Annotated in this window: 23 protein-coding genes and 1 tRNA gene; 17 read left to right on the top strand and 7 right to left on the bottom strand. The window is 69.7% G+C overall.

Annotated features, from left to right (window positions below):
- Together C1N74_RS07365 and C1N74_RS07370 are read left to right on the top strand one after the other, a co-directional pair.
- Positions 1–2,073, top strand: a complete 2,073-nt coding sequence (locus C1N74_RS07365) for a fructose-specific PTS transporter subunit EIIC (protein WP_137750273.1) — start codon at positions 1–3, stop codon at positions 2,071–2,073.
- 12 nt (positions 2,074–2,085) lie between these two features.
- Entirely contained in the window at positions 2,086–2,355 is a 270-nt protein-coding gene (locus C1N74_RS07370; protein WP_023951028.1) for an HPr family phosphocarrier protein, read from the top strand.
- Positions 2,356–2,417: 62 nt separating this feature from the next.
- Here C1N74_RS07370 and C1N74_RS07375 read toward each other — a convergent pair whose 3' ends face one another.
- On the bottom strand, positions 2,418–3,056 hold the full coding sequence (locus tag C1N74_RS07375; RefSeq protein WP_064956650.1) for an MBL fold metallo-hydrolase: 639 nt from the start codon (positions 3,054–3,056) through the stop codon (positions 2,418–2,420).
- A gap of 121 nt (positions 3,057–3,177) precedes the next feature.
- Here C1N74_RS07375 and C1N74_RS07380 point away from each other — a divergent pair.
- Positions 3,178–3,253 (top strand) — tRNA-Glu (locus tag C1N74_RS07380).
- A gap of 66 nt (positions 3,254–3,319) precedes the next feature.
- Here C1N74_RS07380 and C1N74_RS07385 read toward each other — a convergent pair.
- Both C1N74_RS07385 and C1N74_RS07390 read right to left on the bottom strand, forming a co-directional pair.
- Complete coding sequence (locus C1N74_RS07385) at positions 3,320–4,432, bottom strand: DUF4349 domain-containing protein (protein ID WP_023951026.1); 1,113 nt, start codon at positions 4,430–4,432, stop codon at positions 3,320–3,322.
- Positions 4,429–4,989 (bottom strand): RNA polymerase sigma factor, encoded by a 561-nt coding sequence (locus C1N74_RS07390; protein ID WP_023951025.1) that lies wholly within the window; start codon positions 4,987–4,989, stop codon positions 4,429–4,431. The genes C1N74_RS07385 and C1N74_RS07390 overlap by 4 nt, the downstream gene beginning before the upstream one ends.
- Positions 4,990–5,105: 116 nt before the next feature.
- Here C1N74_RS07390 and C1N74_RS07395 point away from each other — a divergent pair, with 116 nt between their 5' ends.
- The 7 genes from C1N74_RS07395 to C1N74_RS07425 all read left to right on the top strand — a co-directional run bounded on the left by C1N74_RS07395 (position 5,106) and on the right by C1N74_RS07425 (position 12,713).
- Positions 5,106–6,179, top strand: coding sequence for a TerC family protein (locus C1N74_RS07395; RefSeq protein ID WP_023951024.1), 1,074 nt, complete (start codon positions 5,106–5,108; stop codon positions 6,177–6,179).
- 152 nt (positions 6,180–6,331) lie between these two features.
- Entirely contained in the window at positions 6,332–7,780 is a 1,449-nt protein-coding gene (gene leuC, locus C1N74_RS07400; RefSeq protein WP_023951022.1) for a 3-isopropylmalate dehydratase large subunit, read from the top strand.
- Positions 7,781–7,782: 2 nt separating this feature from the next.
- Positions 7,783–8,379 (top strand): 3-isopropylmalate dehydratase small subunit, encoded by a 597-nt coding sequence (leuD, locus tag C1N74_RS07405; RefSeq protein WP_103840611.1) that lies wholly within the window; start codon positions 7,783–7,785, stop codon positions 8,377–8,379.
- 72 nt (positions 8,380–8,451) lie between these two features.
- The gene (gene murA, locus C1N74_RS07410) at positions 8,452–9,819 is read left to right on the top strand and encodes a UDP-N-acetylglucosamine 1-carboxyvinyltransferase (protein ID WP_137750274.1); all 1,368 of its coding nucleotides are present in this window, start codon (positions 8,452–8,454) and stop codon (positions 9,817–9,819) included.
- Positions 9,820–9,822: 3 nt separating this feature from the next.
- Positions 9,823–10,587 (top strand): 1-acyl-sn-glycerol-3-phosphate acyltransferase, encoded by a 765-nt coding sequence (locus C1N74_RS07415; RefSeq protein ID WP_114598760.1) that lies wholly within the window; start codon positions 9,823–9,825, stop codon positions 10,585–10,587.
- On the top strand, positions 10,577–11,713 hold the full coding sequence (locus C1N74_RS07420; protein ID WP_023951014.1) for an NAD(P)H-dependent glycerol-3-phosphate dehydrogenase: 1,137 nt from the start codon (positions 10,577–10,579) through the stop codon (positions 11,711–11,713). Before C1N74_RS07415 ends, C1N74_RS07420 begins: the two co-directional genes overlap by 11 nt.
- On the top strand, positions 11,613–12,713 hold the full coding sequence (locus C1N74_RS07425) for a D-alanine--D-alanine ligase family protein (RefSeq protein WP_023951012.1): 1,101 nt from the start codon (positions 11,613–11,615) through the stop codon (positions 12,711–12,713). The genes C1N74_RS07420 and C1N74_RS07425 overlap by 101 nt, the downstream gene beginning before the upstream one ends.
- A gap of 31 nt (positions 12,714–12,744) precedes the next feature.
- Here the strand turns inward: C1N74_RS07425 and C1N74_RS07430 are convergent, their stop codons facing one another.
- Positions 12,745–13,257, bottom strand: a complete 513-nt coding sequence (locus C1N74_RS07430) for a DUF3515 family protein (RefSeq protein WP_071918184.1) — start codon at positions 13,255–13,257, stop codon at positions 12,745–12,747.
- Positions 13,258–13,310: 53 nt separating this feature from the next.
- Here C1N74_RS07430 and thiL point away from each other — a divergent pair, with 53 nt between their 5' ends.
- Positions 13,311–14,309, top strand: a complete 999-nt coding sequence (gene thiL, locus C1N74_RS07435) for a thiamine-phosphate kinase (protein ID WP_114598763.1) — start codon at positions 13,311–13,313, stop codon at positions 14,307–14,309.
- On the opposite strand, the gene rsmD is transcribed toward thiL, so the two are convergent.
- Together rsmD and C1N74_RS07445 are read right to left on the bottom strand one after the other, a co-directional pair.
- Positions 14,279–14,875, bottom strand: a complete 597-nt coding sequence (rsmD, locus tag C1N74_RS07440; protein ID WP_023951006.1) for a 16S rRNA (guanine(966)-N(2))-methyltransferase RsmD — start codon at positions 14,873–14,875, stop codon at positions 14,279–14,281. The two genes, thiL and rsmD, sit on opposite strands and share 31 nt — an antisense overlap.
- Positions 14,872–15,483, bottom strand: coding sequence for a 1-acyl-sn-glycerol-3-phosphate acyltransferase (locus tag C1N74_RS07445; RefSeq protein WP_064956647.1), 612 nt, complete (start codon positions 15,481–15,483; stop codon positions 14,872–14,874). Before C1N74_RS07445 ends, rsmD begins: the two co-directional genes overlap by 4 nt.
- Positions 15,484–15,540: 57 nt before the next feature.
- On the opposite strand from C1N74_RS07445, the gene C1N74_RS07450 reads away from it, so the two are divergent.
- The 6 genes from C1N74_RS07450 (at position 15,541) to mutM (ending at position 20,615) form a co-directional block, all read left to right on the top strand.
- The gene (locus tag C1N74_RS07450) at positions 15,541–17,700 is read left to right on the top strand and encodes an ATP-dependent DNA helicase RecG (protein WP_064956646.1); all 2,160 of its coding nucleotides are present in this window, start codon (positions 15,541–15,543) and stop codon (positions 17,698–17,700) included.
- Between the two features lie 9 nt (positions 17,701–17,709).
- Positions 17,710–18,207 carry a pantetheine-phosphate adenylyltransferase gene (coaD, locus tag C1N74_RS07455; RefSeq protein ID WP_023951000.1) on the top strand — a complete coding sequence of 166 codons (498 nt, stop codon included), beginning with the start codon at positions 17,710–17,712 and terminating at the stop codon, positions 18,205–18,207.
- Positions 18,208–18,312: 105 nt separating this feature from the next.
- Positions 18,313–18,810 (top strand): DUF177 domain-containing protein, encoded by a 498-nt coding sequence (locus tag C1N74_RS07460; protein ID WP_052007726.1) that lies wholly within the window; start codon positions 18,313–18,315, stop codon positions 18,808–18,810.
- Positions 18,811–18,812: 2 nt separating this feature from the next.
- Entirely contained in the window at positions 18,813–19,022 is a 210-nt protein-coding gene (gene rpmF / locus C1N74_RS07465; RefSeq protein ID WP_013586329.1) for a 50S ribosomal protein L32, read from the top strand.
- Positions 19,023–19,033: 11 nt separating this feature from the next.
- Positions 19,034–19,726, top strand: a complete 693-nt coding sequence (gene rnc, locus C1N74_RS07470) for a ribonuclease III (protein ID WP_023950996.1) — start codon at positions 19,034–19,036, stop codon at positions 19,724–19,726.
- Complete coding sequence (gene mutM, locus C1N74_RS07475; protein ID WP_064956645.1) at positions 19,719–20,615, top strand: bifunctional DNA-formamidopyrimidine glycosylase/DNA-(apurinic or apyrimidinic site) lyase; 897 nt, start codon at positions 19,719–19,721, stop codon at positions 20,613–20,615. Before rnc ends, mutM begins: the two co-directional genes overlap by 8 nt.
- Here mutM and C1N74_RS07480 read toward each other — a convergent pair.
- The gene (locus C1N74_RS07480) at positions 20,563–21,690 is read right to left on the bottom strand and encodes a GNAT family N-acetyltransferase (protein WP_023950994.1); all 1,128 of its coding nucleotides are present in this window, start codon (positions 21,688–21,690) and stop codon (positions 20,563–20,565) included. The two genes, mutM and C1N74_RS07480, sit on opposite strands and share 53 nt — an antisense overlap.
- Between the last annotated feature and the right edge of the window lie 25 nt (positions 21,691–21,715).

Below are 21,715 nucleotides of genomic sequence, written 5' to 3' on the forward strand. Positions count from 1 at the left end.
GTGTCCGACACCATCACCCCGGAGCTCGTCAGCCTCGACGCGCCCCTCGGGACCGACAAGAAGGACGTCATCCGCGCTCTCGCTCGCCTCGTCGCAGCGCAGGGCCGCGCCACGGACGCCGACGCCCTCGCGAATGACGCGATCGCTCGCGAGGAGAAGGACGAGACCGGGCTTCCCGGTGGCATCGCGATCCCGCACGCGAAGAGCGCTGCGGTGACGCAGGCCTCCCTCGCCTTCGCACGGCTGAAGCCGGGCGTGGCCTTCGGGGCGCCCGACGGACCGGCCGACCTCGTCTTCCTCATCGCCGCGCCCGAGAACGCCGCCGAGGAGCACCTCGCCGTGCTCTCGCGTCTCGCCCGCAGCCTGATGCAGGACACGTTCACGAGCGACCTCCGCGCGGCGGCGACTGCCGACGACGTCGTGCGTACGGTTCGCGCGGCGATCGGCGAGGGTGAGGCCGCTCCGGCTTCCGCAACCGCCGCGCCGCCGGCCACCTCCGCTGCCCCGGCTGCAGCAGCCTCCGGCGACCTGACGATCGACGGTCGGCCCGCGCGCATCGTCGCCGTGACCTCGTGCGCGACGGGCATCGCCCACACCTTCATGGCCGCCGACGCCCTGACGGCCGCGGGTAAGGAAGCGGGGGTCGACCTCGTCGTCGAACCCCAGGGCTCGAGCGGATACCAGGCGCTGCCGGCATCCGTCATCGACAACGCCGACGCCGTGATCTTCGCCACCGACGTCGACGTCCGCGAGATGTCGCGGTTCGCCGGCAAGCCGGTCATCCGCTCGGGCGTCAAGCGCGGCATCGAGCAGCCCGCGCAGATGATCCGCGAAGCCGTCGCCGCCGCGTCCAACCCGAACGCCGCCCGCGTCAGCGGTGCCGCAGCGGATGCCGGTTCCGGTGCGGGAACCGCGTCGCAGAACCTGTCGTGGGGTGCGAAGATCCAGCGCATCCTGCTCACGGGCGTCAGCTACATGATCCCCTTCGTCGCCGGCGGCGGTCTCCTGATCGCCCTCGGTTTCGCCCTCGGCGGCTACGAGGTCACGGCGAATGCGTCGAAGGTCATCATCGACAACGCGCTGTGGAACCTGCCGACCACCGACATCACGTCGCCGTTCGGCCCGCTCGGCCAGTACCTCGGGTCGGTGGCGTTCATGATCGGCTCGACATCCATGGGCTTCCTGGTGGCCGCCCTCGCGGGCTACATCGCCTACGCGATCGCGGACCGCCCGGGCATCGCTCCCGGATTCGTCGCCGGTGCGATCGCCGTCACGATGAGCGCCGGCTTCATCGGCGGCATCATCGGAGGTTTCCTCGCCGGCTTCGTGGCCTGGTGGCTCGGACGCCTCCCCGCCCCGCGCTGGCTGCGCGGTCTGATGCCCGTCGTCATCATCCCGCTGCTCGGTTCGATCGTCGCCTCGGGTCTCATGATCCTGTTCCTGGGCCGCCCCATCGCCGCGCTCATGGCGCTCCTGACCGACGGACTCACGAACCTCACCCAGAGCGGTGCGGGCCTCATCGTCGTCGGCGTGATCCTGGGCCTCATGATGTGCTTCGACCTCGGCGGTCCGATCAACAAGGTCGCCTACGTCTTCGCCACCACCGGCCTCGCGGCCGCGTCGACGGAGAACACAGCCCCGTACCTCATCATGGCTGCGGTCATGACGGCGGGAATGGTGCCGCCGCTGGCTCTTGCGCTCGCGTCGACGGTGCTCGCCCGTCCGCTCTTCACGCCGGTCGAGCGCGAGAACGGCAAGGCGGCATGGCTGCTGGGCGCATCGTTCATCAGTGAGGGTGCGATCCCGTTCGCGGCGGCGGATCCGCTGCGCGTCATCCCGGCATCCCTCGTCGGCGGGGCGATCACCGGTGCGCTGAGCATGTGGTTCGGGGTCCAGAGCTTCGCTCCGCACGGCGGCGTGTTCGTGCTGTTCGCCATCTCGCCGGTGTGGGGTTTCTTCGTCGCGCTTCTGACAGGTACCGTCGTTTCTGCGCTGTTGCTCGTCGTGCTCAAGAAGTACGTCCGCAAGAGCTCCACCGCCCCGGCCCCGGCCGCGGCGACCGCGACAGTCTGAGGAGACACCACCATGGCAGAACGCACCGCCACCATCGCGAGCAGCTCCGGACTGCACGCCCGCCCCGCGAAGCTCTTCGTGCAGGAGGTGCAGTCGAAGGGCGTCCCCGTCACGATCGCCGTCGAGGGCGGCCCCGACCTGAACGCCGGCAGCATCCTGAGCATCATGGGCCTGGGCGCCTCGCAGGGCTCGGTCGTGACGCTCAAGGCCGAGGGTGAGGGTGCCGAGAAGGCGCTCGACGAGCTCGTCGCCTTCCTCGAGATCGACCACGACGCGGCCTGATCCGCCCGCGAAGCACGGATGCCGTGGACCTTCGGGTCCACGGCATCCGTCGTTTCCGGGGGTCAGATGTCGGTGGAGTCGCCCGGGTCCAGCGCCACGAAGTCGCCGCCATTCTGCTGGGCCGCCCACGAGAGCCGCTCGCGGCCCATCGACAGGCCCGCCGCAGACAGCGTCATGTCGTGGGTCGCGAAGACCCGTTGCGGCTTGATCTCGAGCACGAAGTCCATCGCGTCGCCGATCTTCAGCCAGGGGGCGCCGACGGGCGCCGCGAGGAGCTTCACATGCGCTCCCTCGGGCACGGCGTAGGAGTCGCCGGGGTAGTAGAACTCGTCGTCGACGAGGACGCCGACGTTGTCGATCACGGGGATCGACTCGTGGATCACCGCGTGGCGTCCGCCGAAGAACTCGAGGCTGAACGGGCCCGCCTCCAGCTTGTCACCGGGGGAGACCTCGCGGATGTCGAACCCCGCGGCCGCCCGCACGACACCCTCGGGGCCGTACACGGGGATGTTCGGGAACTGCTCGAGGATCGACGAGAGGTGCTGGGACGTCCAGTGATCGGGATGCTCGTGGGTGACGACGACAGCCACGACGTCGTGCAGATCCTCGAGAGGTGAGGTGAACGTGCCGGGATCGATGATCAGGGTCTTGCCCTCGCGCTCGAGGCGCAGGCAGGCGTGTTCGTGCTTGGTGACATGCATGTCCTCAGTCAACGCCCGACACGCCCGAGACGGCAATGGGGGCCTCGATTTTGCCGGATGCGCGAGGCCGTGGCATACTTTAACGGTTGCCTCCGGAGCCCCGGGGAAGACAGAAAAGTACGGCCCCATCGTATAGCGGCCTAGTACGCCGCCCTCTCACGGCGGTAACGCGGGTTCGAATCCCGCTGGGGTCACCACCGCGAAACGCCCATCCTCTCGGATGGGCGTTTCGCATTCCCGCCCGGGATCTCCCCGCTGCGCGTTCAGGACTCGGGCGATTCCCGACGCGCCCGACGCCGGCGAGTCGTCGAGACGACGAGCCAGATCAGCGCAGCCGTGAGCCCGATCACGGCGAGCCAGGGGAGCAGGAATCCGAGCCCCACGACGATCCCGTTGAACGTGGCGATGAGCCCGTTCCATCCCGTCGCGAGTCCGTCGCCGAAGCCCGCGGGATCGGCGTCCACCTTCTCGGCCGGAACCTGCAGCTGAACCGTGAGCGACGACAGGGCGACCTGCGACTCGAGCGCGGTGAGCTGCTGCTGCAGCGAGTCGAGGTCGGCCTGTCGCTCAGCGAGCGCGGACTCGGCTGCGATCAGATCCGCGACCGAGCCCGCTTGCCCCATGAGCTCCGTCAGCCGCTCGACCGAGGCCTGACCGGCGGCTACCCGCGCGCGCAGGTCTGTGGTCTGAGTCGTCACGTCGTCGCGCGAGACCTGGGAGCTCTCGACCTCGCCGACGTCCGAGAGGCCCGCGATCGCATCCTCCAGACCCGTCGCGGGGACGCGCACGCTCACCCATGCCGTTCCCGAGGGGCGCGGCCACGTCGCCACCCCGTCGAGGGGCGCCGGAGCGCCGTCACCGAGACTCATCGATTCGACGTACCCGCCGGCTGCGACCGCTGCATCGGCGATCGACTCCGCTGCGGCGCGGGGATCGCTGACGACCACCGAGGCCGATGCCGTCGCGACGACCTCGCGCCCGTTTACCGCGGCACCGGTCTCGGCGCGGCTCCCGGAGATCGCGGCGCCGGAGTCGTCGAGGACGAAAGGCTCAGGAGCAGCCTCAGAGCTGCCGCCGTCCGACGAGACGCCACCGTCCTCGAGCGAGCCGATCGTCCAGCCCGGTTCGCCGGCGGGGGAGACCGATGACGCGCCGCCGCTGCTGCTGGTCAGCTGCGGAGCGATGGCCGCGGCGACGACGATGACGGCTGCGGCCGCTCCTGTCGCGCCCCACCAGGTGCGGCGCCGACGCCGTCGCTGCGACACGGAAAGGTCGTCGCGGGCCCGTGCCTCCGCCCGTTCGCGGGCGATGTCCGCGAACAACGCCTCCTCGATCGCGTCGATGCGGCGGTCGTCGAGGGTGGGTAGATCGTTCATGACTGCTCCGGTTCAACGCTCGAGCGGACGAAAGTGCGGATGCGGGAAAGCCGGTTCCGGACGGTCCCATGGCTGACGCCGAGGCGATCGGCTGCCGCTTGGTACGCGAACCCCTCCGCGGCGCAGAGTCGGAAGATGTCCTGGTCGAGCGGGCTCAAGGAGCCGACGGCGGCGAGAATGCGCTCGACCAGGTCGCTTTCCACGACCTGTCGCTCGACATCGACGGTGTCGGCGACGTCGGCGGTGTCCGCCTCGGTCGTGTGCCGGCGTTCGCGTTGGCGTCTTCGGATGCGGTTCGCGCTCTGGAATCGGCAGATCGTGATCAGCCACGGCAGAAGCGACTCGCCTGCCAGCTGAAGATCCGGGAGCTTGCGCCAGGCGACGAGAAACGTCTCCTGGGCCACGTCCTCGGCCTCGGCGGAATCGCCGAGAAGGCCGTGCGCGAGCCAGTACACCGGCCGGACGTAAGCCCGGTAGAGCGTGCGGAAGGCGTGTTCGCTTCCGGATGCCGCCGCTTCGACGAGTTCGGCATCACCGCGTGCGATCGTGTCGACCATGCGTCCGAGTTCCTTCCCTCACCCCATCAGTGTCGCGTCGTCGCGAACCGTCTCACACCCGGGCCGCGGGGGAGCCGGGGTGTAGTCTCGGGAGGCTTCCTCCCCGAAAGGCTCGCATGGACCTCCCCGTGCCGTTCCAGATCGTCGCGCTCGTCGTCCTGGTGCTCGTGCTCGTCGCCGACCTGCTCATCATCGTCAAGCGACCCCACATCCCGTCCCCGAAGGAATCGACGCTGTGGGTGCTGTTCTACGTGTCGCTGGCGCTCGTGTTCGCCGGCATCCTGTGGGCCGTCGCCGACGTCGAGCATGCCGGCCAGTTCGTCGCGGGATGGCTGACGGAGTACAGCCTGTCGATCGACAACCTGTTCGTGTTCGTCCTGATCATGAGCCAGTTCTCGGTTCCTCGGCGATATCAGCAGAAGGTGCTGATGGTGGGCATCATCATCGCGCTGGTGCTTCGAGGTCTCTTCATCCTCGCGGGGGCGGCGATCATCGAGCAGTTCAGCTGGGTGTTCTACATCTTCGGGGCCTTCCTCATCTACACGGCGATCAAGCAGGCGCTTCCCGAGGGCGACCACGACGACGACGTGAAGAAGGAGAACTTCCTCGTCCGCATCATCCGTCGAACCGTCGACATCTCCGACGAGTACGACGGCCCCAAGGTGCGGACCGTCGTGGACGGCAAGCGGATGTTCACCCCGATGATCATCGTCTTCGTCGCGATCGGCGTCACCGATCTGCTGTTCGCCCTCGACTCGATCCCGGCGATCTTCGGCATCACGCAGGATCCGTTCCTGGTGTTCACCGCCAACATCTTCGCCCTGATGGGCCTGCGGCAGCTCTACTTCCTGCTGGGCGACCTGCTCGACCGGCTCAAGTACCTGCATTACGGCATCGCATTCATCCTCGCGTTCATCGGCGTGAAGCTGATCCTCCACGCCATGCACGAGAACGAGCTCGCGTTCATCAACGGCGGCGACGGTATCGCCTGGGCGCCCGAGATCTCGACGTGGGTCTCCCTCGGGGTCATCGTCGGCGCGATGCTCGTCGCGACCGTCGCGAGCCTGATCGCCGCGCGTCACGACCGCGACGCTGCCGACCCGACTCAGGCTGCTGCCGCGGTCGCCGACGAGCAGGGCACGCCTCCGACGGTCGAGCAGCCGTCCGTGCGCGACGACGAGCGCTCGTGACCGGACGCCCCCGCCGCGCCCGGTGGTATTCTGACCGCATGCGGATCGCTCGCCTTCTCCTTAGCGGCCGCGGCGAGGTCTCGTTCTGAGCCCCTCCTCGCCGCGGAGTCCGTCGTGGGCTTGATCCCGGTTCGCAAGGAGAACGAAACCCCATGAGCATTCCCACCCCTCCCGAGCGCCCGCGCACCCTGGCCGAGAAGGTCTGGGACGACCACCTCGTCGTCAAGGGTGAAGACGGGCAGCCCGACCTCATCTACATCGACCTGCACCTCGTCCACGAGGTCACCAGTCCGCAGGCCTTCGACGGTCTGCGCGCCGAAGGCCGCCCGCTGCGGCGCCTCGACCTCACGATCGCGACCGAGGACCACAACACCCCGACGCTCGACATCGACAAGCCGATCGCAGACCTGACGAGCCGGACGCAGATCGAGACGCTGCGGCGCAACGCCGAGGAGTTCGGCGTCCGCCTCCACTCCCTCGGCGACGCTGAGCAGGGGATCGTCCACGTCGTCGGGCCCCAGCTGGGCCTCACGATGCCCGGCATCACGGTCGTGTGCGGTGACAGCCACACCTCGACGCACGGCGCGTTCGGCGCGATGGCGTTCGGGATCGGCACGAGCGAGGTCGAGCACGTCATGGCGACCCAGACGCTGCCGCTGAAGCCCTTCAAGACGATGGCGATCACCGTCGAGGGCGAGCTGAAGGAAGGTGTGACGGCGAAGGACATCATCCTCGCCGTGATCGCCAAGATCGGCACCAACGGCGGTCAGGGCTACGTGCTCGAGTACCGCGGCAGCGCCATCCGCTCCCTCTCGATGGAGGGGCGCATGACCATGTGCAACATGTCGATCGAGGCCGGCGCCCGCGCCGGCATGGTGGCCCCCGACGAGATCACCTTCGAGTACGTCAAGGGCCGTCCGCACGCGCCGACCGGGCAGGACTGGGAAGACGCCGTCGCCTACTGGCGCACGCTCCCCAGCGACGAGGGCGCCGTCTACGACGCCGAGATCTTCATCGACGCGGGCGAGCTCGAGCCGTTCGTCACATGGGGCACCAACCCCGGCCAGGGTGTGTCGCTCAGTGCGACGGTTCCCTCGCCCGACGACTTCAGCGATCCGAACGAGAAGGCCGCGGCCGAGCGTGCGCTCGAGTACATGGACCTGCAGCCGGGCACGCCGCTCAAGGAGATCCCGGTCGACGCCGTGTTCATGGGCTCGTGCACGAACAGCCGCATCGAGGACCTCCGCGCGTTCGCGTCGATCATCGAGGGACGCACGAAGGCGGACGGCGTCCGCGTCATGGTCGTTCCGGGCTCGGCCCGCGTGCGGCTCGAGGCGGAGGCCGAGGGCCTGGACCGCGTCTTCACCGAGTTCGGCGCCGAGTGGCGCTTCGCCGGCTGCTCGATGTGCCTGGGGATGAACCCCGATCAGCTCGCTCCCGGTGAGCGATGCGCGTCGACCAGCAACCGCAACTTCGAGGGACGCCAGGGCAAGGGCGGCCGTACGCACCTGGTCTCGCCGCTCGTCGCCGCCGCCACCGCCGTGCTCGGGCGCCTCGCGTCACCGAGCGATCTGCCCGCACGCGAGAAGGTCGAGGCCTGACCATGGAGAAGTTCGAGACCCACACCGGTGTCGTCGCCCCGCTCAAGCGCTCCGCCGTCGACACCGACCAGATCATCCCCGCCGTCTACCTCAAGCGCGTCACCAAGACCGGCTTCGAAGACGCCCTCTTCGCCAACTGGCGTCAGGATCCCGAGTTCGTCCTCAACCAGCCGGCCTTCGCGGGGGCGTCGATCCTCGTCGCGGGTCCGGATTTCGGTACCGGCTCGAGCCGTGAGCATGCCGTCTGGGCGTTGCGCGACTTCGGATTCCGCGTGGTGCTGGCCCCCAAGTTCGCCGACATCTTCCGCGGCAACGCCGGTAAGCAGGGACTCCTCGCGGGCGTCATCTCCGAGTCGGACCGTGAGGCGATCTGGGCTGCCGTGGATGCGCAGCCCGGAATGCGGATGACGGTCGACCTCGAGGCGCGCGTCGCCGCTCTGGGTGACCTCCGAGTCCCCTTCGAGATCGACGATTACACTCGTTGGAGGCTCCTCGAGGGACTCGACGACATCGGGCTCACGCTGCGCAATGAAGAGGCGATCGCGCAGTTCGAGGCGCGCCGTGAGGCGTGGCGACCTCGGACACTCCCCGTCGCGTAGCCCCGGATCACGCCCCTGACCCGTGGGGCGAAGATCCGCCCCGCCCTCGATCACCAAGTGAGGAAGTCCTGCATGAGCACTCCGCCGAGTGAGCCGATCGCATCGGAGAACGGCAGCCGTCGCGAAGACGGCGAGATCCTCGAGATCCGGGGCGGACGGCCCCTCGTCGGACGTGTCGACGTCAAGGGAGCGAAGAACTTCGCGACCAAGGCCATGGTCGCCTCGCTGCTCGGTGAGAGCGAGAGCGTCTTGCGCGACGTCCCCGACATCAGCGACGTCGCCGTGGTGCGCTCGCTTCTCGAGGTGCACGGGGTGACGGTCGCCGACGACGGCGAGGGCACGTACCGGCTCGACCCGAGCGGCGCCGAGTCGGCCGGGTTCGAGGAGATCGACGCGCACGCCGGTGCTTCGCGAATCCCGATCCTCTTCTGCGGACCGCTGCTGCACCTGCTCGGCCAGGCGTTCATCCCCGACCTCGGCGGCTGCCGTATCGGCGACCGCCCGATCGACTTCCACCTCGACGCGCTGCGCAAGTTCGGCGCGATCGTGGACAAGCAGCCCAGCGGCATCCGTCTCTCGGCGCCCGAGGGCCTCCACGGGGCCGACATCGAACTGCCCTACCCGAGTGTCGGGGCCACCGAGCAGGTCCTGCTGACCGCGGTACGGGCCAAGGGCACGACGGAACTGCGCAACGCCGCCATCGAGCCCGAGATCATGGATCTGATCGCGGTCCTGCAGAAGATGGGCGCGATCATCTCCTACGAGCCGAACCGCGTCATCTTCATCGAGGGCGTCGACCGGCTCCGGGGATACGACCACCGGTCGATCTTCGACCGCAACGAGGCCGCGTCGTGGGCATGCGCTGCGCTGGCGACCGACGGCGACATCTTCGTCGGCGGCGCCAAGCAGCAGGAGATGCTGACGTTCCTCAACGTCTTCCGCAAGGCCGGCGGCGACTTCGACATCCAGGAGGACGGCATCCGGTTCCGTCGCAACGGCGCACTGCGTCCCGTCTCGGTCGAGACCGACGTCCACCCGGGGTTCATGACCGACTGGCAGCAGCCGCTCATCGTCGCACTCACTCAGGCTGAAGGCGTCTCGACGGTGCACGAGACGGTGTACGAGAACCGTCTGGGCTTCACGCAGGCCCTCAACAAGATGGGTGCTCAGATCGTGGTGCACCCCGAAGGCATCGCAAGCCCGGATCGCCGCGTTCCCCGTCGTGCGCTCGAGCAGGCCGCGGTCATCACCGGTCCGACCCCGTTGGACGGGGCGGATGTCGTCGTGCCCGACCTCCGCGGGGGCTACAGCTACGTCATCGCGGCTCTGGCGGCCGAGGGCGTCTCGGTCGTTCGCAACGTCGGGATCATCCGTCGCGGTTACGAGAAGTTCTTCGACAAGCTCGAGGCGCTCGGCGCCGACTTCGACGTCATCGGCTGACCGATGTCCGAGAACCGCCGTCGCGCGTCAGCGGAGAAGACCAAGCCGACACCGTTCTGGCTGGCGGCAGCCGTGGTCGTGCCCGCCGTCGGACTGCTCGCCCGGATCGAGATCGAGGGCGGTGAGCATCTCCCCGAGGAGGGACCGTACGTCCTCGCCCCGAACCACTACAGCGAGTTCGATCCGATCGTGATCGCGGTCGCGACCTGGCGGCTCGGGCGGGCACCGCGCTTCATGGCGAAGGAGAGCCTCTTCCGGGTACCGGTCGTGGGCGCGGTCCTGAAGGGCCTCGGCATGATTCCGGTCTCCCGGACGACGTCGGCCTCCGCCGCCGGCCAGGCGATCGCCCAGGCCGCCGAGCTCGTGGCCGACGGCCGCGGCGTCATCGTGTATCCGGAGGGATCGCTGACCCGCGAGCCCGATCTGTGGCCGATGCGCGGCAAGTCGGGCGCGGTGCGCGTCGCAACGGCCGGCGACATCCCGATCATCCCGGTCGCGACGTGGGGCGTGCAGTCGATCCTGCCCCGCTACGGCAAGTTCAGCGCCTGGCCGCTCCGCAAGCGCATCCGCGTGCGGTTCGGGCCGCGGGTGGATCTCGCGCTGGAGCCGGGCGTCACGCCGTCGCCGGCCCAGCTGGTGGCGGCCACGGATACCGTCATGGCGCGTATCGCGGGCCTGCTGGGGCAGCTCCGCGGCGAGGAGCCGCCCGCCGAGCGCTGGAATCCGGGACAGCACGGCCAGAAGGAGACGGGTCGCCTTGAGCCGTAGGACCGAGACCACCGGACCCCGCGTCACCGTCATCGGTTCGGGCAGCTGGGGAACGACGTTCGGAAAGGTTCTCGCCGACGGCGGGGCCCAGGTCACGATGTGGGCGCGCCGCACCGAGCTTGCGCACGAGATCCGCGAAGGCAAGCGCAACAGCCGCTATCTGCCGGGCATCAACCTCCCGCGCTCGATGACGGCCACCCATCATCTCTCCGAGGCGCTCGACGGTGCTGAGCAGGTGTACCTCGCGGTCTCGAGCCAGGCGCTGCGCGAGAACCTCACCGCCATCCGCCCGCTCATCGCCGGCGGAACCATGCCGGTGGTGTCGCTCATGAAAGGCGTCGAGAAGCGCACCGGCCTGCGGATGAGCCAGGTGATCGAGCAGGGACTGGACTGCGACCCCAACCGCATCGCGGTGGCATCGGGCCCCAACCTCGCGCTCGAGATCGCGCGAGAGCAGCCGACCGCCGCCGTCATCGCCTCGGCGAGTCAGGACACCGCCGAGGCGGTCGCTCTGCGCGCCCGCAACGGGTACTTCCGCTCGTTCGTCAACACCGACGTCATCGGGACCGAGTTCGGCGGTGTGCTGAAGAACCTGATCGCCGTCGCGATCGGCATCGTGGACGGTGTCGGGTACGGCGAGAACACGAAGGCCTCGATCATCACGCGCGGTCTGGTCGAGATGACGGACTTCGCCGTGGCACAGGGAGCTCACCCCGAGACGCTCCAGGGCCTTGCGGGCCTCGGCGACCTCATCGCGACCTGCCAGTCGCCCCTGAGCCGGAACAACACGGCCGGGCGCCTGCTCGGACAGGGCTTCTCGTTCCAGGACGTCGTGAAGCAGATGGACCAGACCGCCGAAGGCCTGGCGTCCGTGGCGCCCGTCCTGACGCTGGCGCGCGCCGCGGGAGTGCAGATGCCCATCGTCGAACAGGTCAAGATGGTCCTGGACGGCACCATGAACCCGCGCGACATCGCGCCCCACCTGACCACCGACGACGATAAGCCGACCGGCGAGAGGACCCCCCATGGCGACGACAACAGTAGCGGTGCTCTTCGGCGGGCGTTCCAGCGAGCATTCGATCAGTTCCGCAACGGCGGCCGGGGTCCTGCGCGCGATCGATCGTGAGCGTTACCGCGTGATCCCCGTCGGGATCACGCGCGAGGGGGCCTTCGTCCTCGAGGACGACGACGCCGATAAGTTCGCGCTGAACCCGGAGCGGATGCCGGAGGTCGTCGACAACGGCACTCGCGTGCTGTGGCCGGAGCCGGGCGGACCGCGCGAGCTGCGTGTCCGCCGCGTCGACGGCGACATCGATGTCCTCGGCGAGGTCGACGTCGTGCTGCCGATCCTGCACGGCCCGCACGGTGAGGACGGCACGATACAGGGCTTCTTCGACACCCTGCAGCTGCCCTACGCCGGTGGTGGCGTCCTCGACTCGGCGCTGTGCATGGACAAGCACTTCATGAAGATCGTGCTGCAGGCGGCCGGTATCCCCGTCGCGCCCTGGGTCACCGTTGACGAGGCCCGGTGGCGTCGGGATCCCGAAGGCGTCCGCTCCGATGCCGCGGCTCTCGGCATCCCGAGCTTCGTCAAGCCGGCGCGCGCCGGCTCGAGCGTCGGCGTGTCGAAGGTCCACGAACCCGGTGAGCTCGACGCCGCCCTCGAACTCGCTTTCGCGGAAGACGGCAAGGTGCTGATCGAGCCCGCGATCGTCGGCCGTGAGGTCGAAGTCGCGGTCCTGGAGGGACGCGGCGGCGGGCCCGCCCGTGCGTCGCTGCCGGGGGAGATCGTGCTGACGACGCGTGAGTTCTACGACTTCGAGGGGAAGTACCTCGGCGGTGACGGCGCGGAGGTCGTCTGCCCCGCCGACGTCACCGAGGATGAGATCGACGCGCTCAAGCGGATGGCGGTGGCCGCCTTCGCCGCTGTCGACGGCCGCGGTCTCGCGCGCGTCGACTTCTTCCGGACGCCCGACGGGCTGTACGTCAACGAGCTGAACACCATGCCGGGGTTCACGCCCATCTCGATGTTCCCCAAGTGCTGGATCGCCTCCGGCCTCAGCTACGGCGATCTCATCTCCGAGCTGATCGAGATCGCGCTCTCCCGCGTCGCCGACCGCGTCTGACGGGTTCCGACGGCGGGGATGCGACCCGCGCTCAGGGTTCGACGGGCGACGGGACCGGGGTAGCTTCCGAGCGTTCGACGCATTCGCCGCCGTCGCGGGGAAGCCGAGAGACGACTCGCGAGAGCTCGTCGAGAACCTCTCGGCTCGACACGCCCTGGACGTCCTCGGAGCTCTCGGTGTCGAAGTAGAGCTCGACGGCGGGAGTGCGCCCGAAGGTGACGACGCGGAACCGGGGAGCCTCGGATTCGTCGATCACCCAGTCGACTCCCGCGACGGACTCGCAGCGCAGCGTCGTCGGGCCGGGCGAGGCTACGCCGCACGAGAAGATGATGGTGGCGGGGTCGCCCCAGGCAGCGGTGGCCTGACTGTCGGTCCAGCGACGCTCCGCTCCGGCGACCGTCTGCGGGAGGCGGACCATCACGTCCGCGCACTCGGGAGCGTTCGCCTGCGGCGCCGCCGGAACGTTCACGGTTCCCGCGCAGCCGGCGAGAACGAGGGTCGCCGAGGCCAGGACGAGAGCGGGGATGGATCGGCGGCGGAGCACCTGTCCAGGGTACTGCGCCGCGAGCCGGTCGACCGCGGCGGTAGCGTGGAGCCATGCCCGACGCCGCCCCCGCCACCCCCGTCGGCTCGCTCTCGGAGGAGGCGGTGCTCGCCGCGATCCTCGAGTGCCTCGGTCCTTCCGATTCGCTCGTCGGACCCGGTGATGACGCGGCGGTGCTCCAGCTCGCCGATGCGCGCGTCGTCGTGACGACCGACACCCTCATCCACGGGCCCGACTTTCGTCTCGCGTGGTCGTCCGGCAGGGACCTCGGCGCGAAGGCCGCGGCGGTCAACCTGGCGGACGTCGCCGCGATGGGCGCCCGGCCCGTGGCCCTGTTCGTCGCTCTCGCGATGCCTCCCGAGACGACCATCGGGTTCGTCCGGGAGCTCGCGACCGGTCTGCGCGAGGCCTGCGACGAGCTCGCACCGGGCTGCCGTGTCGCGGGCGGCGACCTCACGAGCTCGGACACTCTGACGATCGCGGTGACCGCGATCGGCGAGATGGAGCCGGGGCACTCTCCGGTGCTCCGCTCAGGCGCCCGGCCCGGCGACATCCTGGCGATCTGCGGCGAGGTCGGGCTTGCGGCGGCCGGGCTCGACATCCTGTTCGAGCGGTTCCGCGACGAGGACGGTCAGGCGGTCGCGGTGGACGCCGGAATCCTCACCGCGCCCGAGCGCACTGCTGTGGCGGGGCAGCTGCGTCCCCGCCCGCCGATCGGCTCCGGCGCGGCGGCGGCGAGAGCGGGCGCGACAGCGATGATGGACGTCTCGGACGGCCTGGTGCGCGATGCCCGTCGGCTCGCGCGCGCCTCGGGGGTCACGCTCGACATCGCACGTCTCGCGCTGGGCCCGGACAGCGATCGTGCGCTCCGCGGCGGGGAGGATCATGCGCTCCTCGCGACCTTCCCGGCCAACACCATCCTCCCGGCGGGCTTCCGTGCGATCGGCTCGGTCGGCGCGGCGGGCCCCGACCCGCTCACCGTCGACGGGCTGCCGGAGCGTTCGGCCGGCGGGTGGGACCCCTACCGCGACTGGGACGGTGCCGGGGGCTGATCCGCGTCGACCGCGCGTTCGAACCACCACAGGGTCGTGTCGCCGTAGCGCTTGGTGCGCAACGGCTCGAGTCGCGCCGGAACACGCGGCTCGGGGGAGCGGCTGGCGCGTTCGACGATGACGACCGCTCCGGGCGCGCAGAGGTCTGCGAGCAACGCGAGCGTGACGGCGAGCGCGTCGTCGTCGAGGTCGTAGGGCGGATCCAGGAAGACGAGGTCGAACGGACCGGTCGCCGACCCGAGGAACGTGTCGGCGCTGCTGCGGTGGACCCTGACCGGCGACGAGGCGACTGCTCGCGCGACTGTCCGTGCGTTCTGTTCGGTCACGGCGGCGGCCGGGGCCGACTTCTCCACGAGGTCGACGGATGCGGCCCCTCGGCTGAGCGCCTCCAGGCCGAGCGCGCCCGAGCCCGCGTACAGGTCGAGCACACGCGCGCCGTCGAGGATGCCCGATGCGTCGAGTCCGCCGAAGAGGGACTCGCGGACGCGATCGCTCGTCGGACGCGTGCCGCGATCGGGTACACGCAGCGCGAGAGATCCTGCGGCGCCGGCGATGATGCGTGTCATGCGGGTCCCGCCTTTCCGGCATCATCCTTCGGGAAGCCGCCGCCCTCTTCGTCACGCAGCCGTGGCTCGCTGCGGAGCTCGGGGCGGAAGCCGGCCTTGTCGGCGTAGAAGGCGCGGATGACCGACATGTCGGCGGCGACGTCGCCGGTGAGCTCGATGGTCGGTCCCAGGCCCGTGGTCATCGTGGTGCGGTCGACGTAGCCCAGTGTGACGGGCAGACCCGACGCGCGTGCGATGCGGTAGAAGCCCGACTTCCATCCGGTGCGCGAGGTCCGGGTTCCGTCGGGGGTGATGACGAGTCCGAAGACGTCGCCCGCCGCGATCTGCGCGAGGACGTCGTCCACGACGCGCGACGGGTCGTCCCGGTCGACGGGGATGCCGCCCAGCCGCCGCATCGGACCGCTCCGCCACCCGTGGAAGAGGCTCTTCTTCCCGAGCCAGCGGATGGGGATCTGCAGGCGCCACGCGATGGCGAGCATGAGCACGAAGTCCCAGTTGGAGGTGTGGGGCGCCCCGATGAGGATGGTGGGCCTCGTCGGGGCGGGTGTGCTGACGAGGCGCCAGCGGCTGAACGTCCAGAAGAGGCGGGCGATCGCGCGTCGGAGCATCCTCTTACCGTAGAGCCTGGCGGCACCGTGTCCGACCTCCTGCCTAGACTCGTGTCCATGCCGCAGGTCGACCTCGATACACCGCTGCCGCAGGCCGTGGGCGAGAAGGTCGCGGCGACCCTCTCGCGTGCTTTCGGGATGTCCACCGTCGGCGACCTCCTCGCACACTATCCGCGTCGTTATGCCCGTCGTGGCGAGCTGACGCCCATCTCCTCACTGCCCGTCGGCGAGATGGCGACGATCGTCGCCGAGGTGAAGTCGGTCTCCGAGCGCCCGATGCGTCAGCGTCGCGGCTCGCTCCTCGAAGTCGTGATCAGCGACGGCGTCGGCGAGGCGACGCTGACCTTCTTCGGGCAGAAGTGGCGTCTCCAAGAGCTCCGGGTCGGGCGGCAGGGCATCTTCTCGGGCAAGGTCGGCGTGTTCAAGGGGAAGCAGCAGTTCGCGCATCCCGACTACGAGCTTTTCGACGACGAGGTCGAGGCGCGCGTGACGGCGGTCGCGCGCAGCCTCGAACCGATCCCCATCTACTCCGCCACGAGTACGATCACCAGCTGGCAGCTGCGCAAGATCATCGCCGACGTCATCGCCCGGCTCGGCGAGGTACCCGATCCGCTCCCCGATGAGGTGCGCGCACGTCATCAGCTCCTCGACGCTCGCACCGCGCTCGTCCAGGTCCACACGCCCACGGTTCCCGAACAGGTGCGGCCGGGGTTCGCGGCCCTGCGGATGCACGAGGCATTCGTACTGCAAGCAGCACTCCTCCAGCACCGCATCCAGGTCCGCCAGCTCGCCGCGACCTCCCGGCCCGCTGGCGACCTGCTCGAGCAGTTCGACGCTTCCCTGCCCTTCGAGCGCACGCCGGACCAGATCGCTGTCGGTGACGCGATCGCCGCAGACCTCGTGAACGAATGGCCGATGAATCGTCTCGTGCAGGGGGAAGTGGGGTCGGGCAAGACGCTCGTCGCCCTGCGCGCGATGCTGCAGGTCGCGCAATCGGGCGGGCAGGCCGCGCTGATCGCGCCGACCGAGGTGCTCGCTGCGCAGCACGTGCGATCCATCGCGAAGATGCTCGGGCCGCGGCTGGCACCCGAGCTGATGCCCACTCTGCTCACGGGGGCGCAGCCGGCCGCCGAGCGGCGCAAGGCAGCGCTGCGCGCGGCATCCGGCCAGGCACGGATCGTCGTCGGCACCCACGCCCTGCTGAGCGCCTCGACGACGTTCGCCGACCTCGGCCTCGTCGTCGTCGACGAGCAGCACCGATTCGGGGTCGAGCAGCGCGAGGCCCTGCGCGCCAAGGGAACCTCGCCCCACGTGCTCGTCCTCACGGCGACGCCGATTCCGCGCACCGTGGCGATGACCGTCTTCGGAGACCTCGACGTGTCGACCATCCGCACGATGCCGACGGGGCGTGCGGGCATCTCGACCTTCGTCGCGCCCCTGGCCGAGAAGCCCGGGTGGTTCGGTCGTGTGTGGGAGCGTGTGGCCGAAGAGGTGGCCGCCGGGCGCCAGGCCTTCGTCGTCTGTGCGGCGATCGACGCCGAGAAGGCCGTCGTCGACGACACCGACGACGCGGGCATGCTCGAAGACGGTACGCGCGCGCGCACGCGGTGGGGTGTCGTGCAGGCGAGCGCGATGCTCGCCCAGCATCCCTCCTTCGCCGATCTGACGGTGGCCACGCTGCACGGCAAGATGCCTGCGGACGAGAAGGATGCCGTGATGCAGGCCTTCGCCCGTGGTGAGATCGACGTGCTGGTGGCCACGACGGTCGTCGAGGTCGGCGTCGATGTGCCCAACGCCTCGACGATGGTGATCCTCGAAGCCGAGCGGTTCGGCGTCTCGCAGCTGCACCAGCTTCGCGGCCGGGTCGGTCGCGGAAGCGTTCCCGGTCTCTGCCTCCTGGTCACCGAGGCCGATCCCGACACGGCGGCGCGTTCGCGGGTCGAGGCCGTCGCGGCGACGACCGACGGCTTCTCCCTCGCCGAGGTCGACCTCGAGCTCCGCGGCGAGGGAGACGTTCTCGGCGATGCGCAGTCGGGCGCCCGGTCTTCGCTCCGCCTGCTCCGCGTCGTCGCCGATGCCGACTTGATCGCGCAGGCGCGCGAGGAAGCAGCCGAGGTGCTGGGCGACGACCCCGACCTCTCCCGCCATCCGGGACTGGCTGCTGCGATCGCGCGGCGGCTCGGCGAGGACGAGCGCGGCGCGCTCCATAGGAACTAGGCTCGGAGCATGAGCAACCGGATCGCGGTCGTGCCCGGCTCCTTCGATCCGCCGACCCTCGGCCATCTCGACGTCATCCGTCGTGCCGCGGCCCTCTACGACCAGCTTCACGTCCTGGTCGTGCACAACCCGGGCAAAGAAGCGATGCTCCCCATCGCGCAGCGGCAGGCGCTGCTCGAGCAGTCGATCGACGACGCCGGGATCGAGGGCGAGATCGTGGTCGCCGCGTGGAGCATGGGGCTGCTCGTCGATTACGCGACCGACGTCGGCGCCGGGATCCTCGTCAAGGGGATCCGTTCGCAGGTCGACGTCGCCTACGAGACGCCGATGGCGATCGTCAACCGGCACCTCGCACAGATCGAGACCGTGTTCCTCCTTCCCGACCCCGCGCACGCGCTCGTCTCGAGCTCGCTCGTGCGGCAGGTCGCCTCGCTCGGTGGCGACGTCTCGCCGTTCGTCCCGGGGCCCGTCGCGCGCTTCCTCGACACCGGATCCCGCGGCATCTGAGTCCGCTCGTCGCCACGGCGACTACCATGGTCGATCGTGGGTAGAAAGCACGTCACCGGACCATTCGTCATCCCCGTGCACGACATCGTGCGCCAGCCGGGGGAGATGCGGGAGTTCGCGTTCAGCGTGCCCGCGCCCGACAAATGGGGTGAGGGCCTCGTGTTCGTCCCGTCGGGTCAGCCGATCGAACTCGAGGTGCGCCTCGAGTCGGTCCACGAGGGCATCCTGGCGACCGCGGAGGCGGACACTGTCTACGAAGGGGTCTGCGGTCGGTGCCTCATGGAGCTGACACGCCCCCTCCGAATCGAGTTTCAGGAGCTCTTCGGGTATTCTGGGGACGAAGCGTCCGACTTCGAGGTTCAAGACGACCACGTGGATCTTGAAACTCCGGTCAGGGATTCGATCGTCCTGGCGCTTCCGTTCCAGCCGGTGTGTCAGCCGGATTGCCCCGGGCTCGACCCGGTCACGGGTGAGAAGCTGACGCCCGGAGCGGAGCCTGCGGAGCAGGTGCAGATCGACCCGCGCTGGGCCGCGCTGACGGCCTACACCCCAGACCACGACGACGCAGACCATCGCGTCGCGCCCGACACAGAGAAGAGCTAGCCATGGCAGGTAACCCCCCGAAGCGGAAGGTCTCCCGATCCAACACGCGTTCGCGTCGCGCGCAGTGGAAGGCCGAGGCTCCCGCCCTCGTCAAGACCATCGAGAACGGCAAGGTCGTCTACAGCCGTCCCCACCAGGCGAAGGTCGTCACCGACTCGCAGGGCACCGAGCTGTTCCTCGAGTACAAGGGTCGCAAGGTCGCTGACGTCTGACGACGAGCGGCGTGACTGAGAACATCACCGAGCGCTCGGCGCTCACCGACAAGCTCGGGGTCGATATCGACCCCGAGCTTCTGTCGCTCGCCCTCACCCATCGCTCGTACGCGTACGAGAACGGCGGGACGCCTCACAACGAGCGCCTGGAGTTCCTCGGCGACTCGATCCTGGGTCAGGCCGTCACCGTGCACCTCTTCCGCACGCATCCGGATCTCGACGAGGGCGCCCTGGCGAAGCGGCGAGCGAGTGTGGTCTCGACCGTCGCCCTGGCCGAGGTCGCGCGGACGATCGGGCTGGGCGACCACATCATGCTGGGGCGCGGCGAGACGCAGACCGGCGGTCGCGACAAAGACTCGATCCTCGCCGACGCCATGGAGGCCGTGATCGGTGCGGCGTTCCTCTCGGCGGGCCCGGACCGTGCGCAGGAACTCGTCCTTCGGCTGGTGGCGCCGCTTCTGGCCGACCCCGCGCGGTACGGGGCGGCGATGGACCCGAAGACCTCGCTGCAAGAGCTCGCCGCGCATCTGGGCGTCGCGCCGCCCGTCTACGGCATCGAGGCCTCGGGGCCGGACCACCACCGCGTCTTCACCGCGACCGTCACCGTCGGCGACGTGTCACGCGAGGGAGTGGGAAGCAGCAAGAAGCAGGCCGAGATGGCCGCCGCCCTCGCTGTGTGGCACGTGCTGTCGGCCCGTGCCTGAGCTTCCCGAAGTCGAGGTCGTCCGTGCCGGTCTCGAGCCGGCCGTCGTCGGCGCGCGCATCGAGGCCTGCACGGTCCTCGATGCGCGCGCGCTCACGCGCCACGCCGGGACGCGGGAGTCTTTCGAGCGGGAGCTGATCGGCCGCTCGCTTGCCGCGGCCGCGCGCCGCGGCAAGTTCCTGTGGTTCCCCGTGGCGGACACGGATCGCGCGGTGGTCGCCCACCTGGGGATGAGCGGGCAGATGCTCCTGCGCGAGCCGGGCGCCCCCACCGAGCGTCATGAACGGATCCGCTGGGACATCGTGCACCCCGCGCACGGCGAGCTGTCCGTGCTCTTCGTCGATCAGCGGACTTTCGGATCCCTGGCCGTCGACGACCTCGAGCCGACCGCGGATGGCGCCGCGGGCGGGCGCGGAACGGATGCTGCCCTGATCCCGGGACAGGTGCGGCACATCGCCCGTGATCCCCTCGACCCCGCGTTCGACGCCGCGCGCTTCCATCGAGAGCTGGCGCGGCGGTCGTCGGGCATCAAGCGCGTTCTGCTCGATCAGGGCGTGGTCAGCGGTATCGGCAACATCTACGCCGACGAGGCGCTGTGGGCGGCCCGCATCCACCCGGAGACCGCGGCATCTCTCCTCTCGCGCCCCGCGCGCGAACGCCTCCTGGAAGCGGTCGTCGCGGTCATGACGAAGGCTCTCGCCGAGGGCGGCACGAGCTTCGACGCGCAGTATGTGAACGTCAACGGCCAGGCCGGCTACTTCGCCCACTCTCTGGAGGCCTACGGCCGCACCGGAGCGGAGTGCTCGCGATGCGGCTCGGCCATCGTCCGGGTCGCGTTCACCAATCGGTCATCGCACTACTGTCCGCGCTGCCAGCGTCGCCGCTACTGAGCCGCTTCTTCCAGGCACCCTCGTACGAGAGCGGCCGGAAGCCGAGGGCCTCGTTGATGTCGAGCATCGGCCGATTCTCCTCGGCGTTGTAGGTGATGACGCGGGGCGAGCCGGGGGCGATCTCGCGCCACGCCACGAGCCCTGCGCACTTCACGAGCATCCCGAGCCGGTGGCCGCGGTGCGTCGCCGCCACGAGGGTGTCGTGCTGGTGGGTCGCTCCGGTGCGGTCCGAGCTGATCATGAGCTCGTTGAAGGCTGCGAGCTCACCGGTCTCGATGTGCTGGGCAGCGGTCACGAGCAGTGTCTGGTCCGCTTCGACGTAGCGCGCATCGTGGCGGGCCAGGCGCGCGGCATCCCACTCTTCCTCGTCCACCTCGAGGCCGGCGGCGGGGGCGTCGGTCGACATGCGCGATTTGAGCCAGGCGTACCCTTCGACGAACTCCGGCGGCGTCGGCACAGTCCATCGCACCACGCGATACCCGGCGGCCGCGACTGCGGCTCGCGCCAGGTGCTCATCGACGACGGCGGCGGAGCCGGGCAGATCCAGCACGCTCTTCCGGTTGATCTGCTCGAGCGTGTAGCCGTGCCGCAGGAGGAACCGCGCGGCATGGTCGCGCGGAATGTCGCCGTACCCCGTCGGTGCGGCCATCCTGTCGCCCGGCTGGTCGGGATGCTCGGCGTACGTCTGCAGAACGTGCCGTCCGTGCTCGCGGGCCGTGCGCTCGATGAGAGCGTGCGCGTGCGACCCGATCCCGCGGCCGTGGACGTCACGCAACAGTTCGATGAGCCAGTACGCCGTATCGGATCCGGCCTCGTGGGGGACGTCGAGCCCCACGCGCCCGACGACTGTGCCGTCCCAGACCGCGAGCCAGCTGAACCGCGTCTCGTCCGGACTCGGGCGATAGTGGGGGAGCAGCTCGTCGGGGCGGGCGGCGTCGTCATCGCTGCCGGTGATCTCGCGGTACACGAGATTGCGCACGCGGACCATCTCGCAGAAGTCCGCGGCGTCCGGCGCATCGATGCGGTCGGGAATGTGGAGAGAGCGCAGCTCGAGCTGCGCGGTGATGTCGTTCATGGTTCTCTTTCGATGGCGTGGGGTC

Origin of the sequence: Microbacterium sp. SGAir0570, from assembly GCF_005491085.2 — a bacterium.
Lineage (GTDB): Bacteria > Actinomycetota > Actinomycetes > Actinomycetales > Microbacteriaceae > Microbacterium > Microbacterium arborescens.

Excerpts from the sequence above, each read along its gene's own strand:
- C1N74_RS07370 (WP_023951028.1), top strand. The coding sequence starts at position 2,086 with ATGGCAGAACGCACCGCCACCATCGCGAGCAGCTCCGGACTGCACGCC.
- C1N74_RS07375 (WP_064956650.1), bottom strand. The coding sequence starts at position 3,056 with ATGCATGTCACCAAGCACGAACACGCCTGCCTGCGCCTCGAGCGCGAG.
- C1N74_RS07385 (WP_023951026.1), bottom strand. The coding sequence starts at position 4,432 with ATGAACGATCTACCCACCCTCGACGACCGCCGCATCGACGCGATCGAG.
- C1N74_RS07390 (WP_023951025.1), bottom strand. The coding sequence starts at position 4,989 with ATGGTCGACACGATCGCACGCGGTGATGCCGAACTCGTCGAAGCGGCG.
- C1N74_RS07395 (WP_023951024.1), top strand. The coding sequence starts at position 5,106 with ATGGACCTCCCCGTGCCGTTCCAGATCGTCGCGCTCGTCGTCCTGGTG.
- leuC (WP_023951022.1), top strand. The coding sequence starts at position 6,332 with ATGAGCATTCCCACCCCTCCCGAGCGCCCGCGCACCCTGGCCGAGAAG.
- leuD (WP_103840611.1), top strand. The coding sequence starts at position 7,783 with ATGGAGAAGTTCGAGACCCACACCGGTGTCGTCGCCCCGCTCAAGCGC.
- murA (WP_137750274.1), top strand. The coding sequence starts at position 8,452 with ATGAGCACTCCGCCGAGTGAGCCGATCGCATCGGAGAACGGCAGCCGT.
- C1N74_RS07415 (WP_114598760.1), top strand. The coding sequence starts at position 9,823 with ATGTCCGAGAACCGCCGTCGCGCGTCAGCGGAGAAGACCAAGCCGACA.
- C1N74_RS07425 (WP_023951012.1), top strand. The coding sequence starts at position 11,613 with ATGGCGACGACAACAGTAGCGGTGCTCTTCGGCGGGCGTTCCAGCGAG.
- thiL (WP_114598763.1), top strand. The coding sequence starts at position 13,311 with ATGCCCGACGCCGCCCCCGCCACCCCCGTCGGCTCGCTCTCGGAGGAG.
- rsmD (WP_023951006.1), bottom strand. The coding sequence starts at position 14,875 with ATGACACGCATCATCGCCGGCGCCGCAGGATCTCTCGCGCTGCGTGTA.
- C1N74_RS07445 (WP_064956647.1), bottom strand. The coding sequence starts at position 15,483 with ATGCTCCGACGCGCGATCGCCCGCCTCTTCTGGACGTTCAGCCGCTGG.
- C1N74_RS07450 (WP_064956646.1), top strand. The coding sequence starts at position 15,541 with ATGCCGCAGGTCGACCTCGATACACCGCTGCCGCAGGCCGTGGGCGAG.
- coaD (WP_023951000.1), top strand. The coding sequence starts at position 17,710 with ATGAGCAACCGGATCGCGGTCGTGCCCGGCTCCTTCGATCCGCCGACC.
- C1N74_RS07460 (WP_052007726.1), top strand. The coding sequence starts at position 18,313 with ATGCGGGAGTTCGCGTTCAGCGTGCCCGCGCCCGACAAATGGGGTGAG.
- rpmF (WP_013586329.1), top strand. The coding sequence starts at position 18,813 with ATGGCAGGTAACCCCCCGAAGCGGAAGGTCTCCCGATCCAACACGCGT.
- C1N74_RS07480 (WP_023950994.1), bottom strand. The coding sequence starts at position 21,690 with ATGAACGACATCACCGCGCAGCTCGAGCTGCGCTCTCTCCACATTCCC.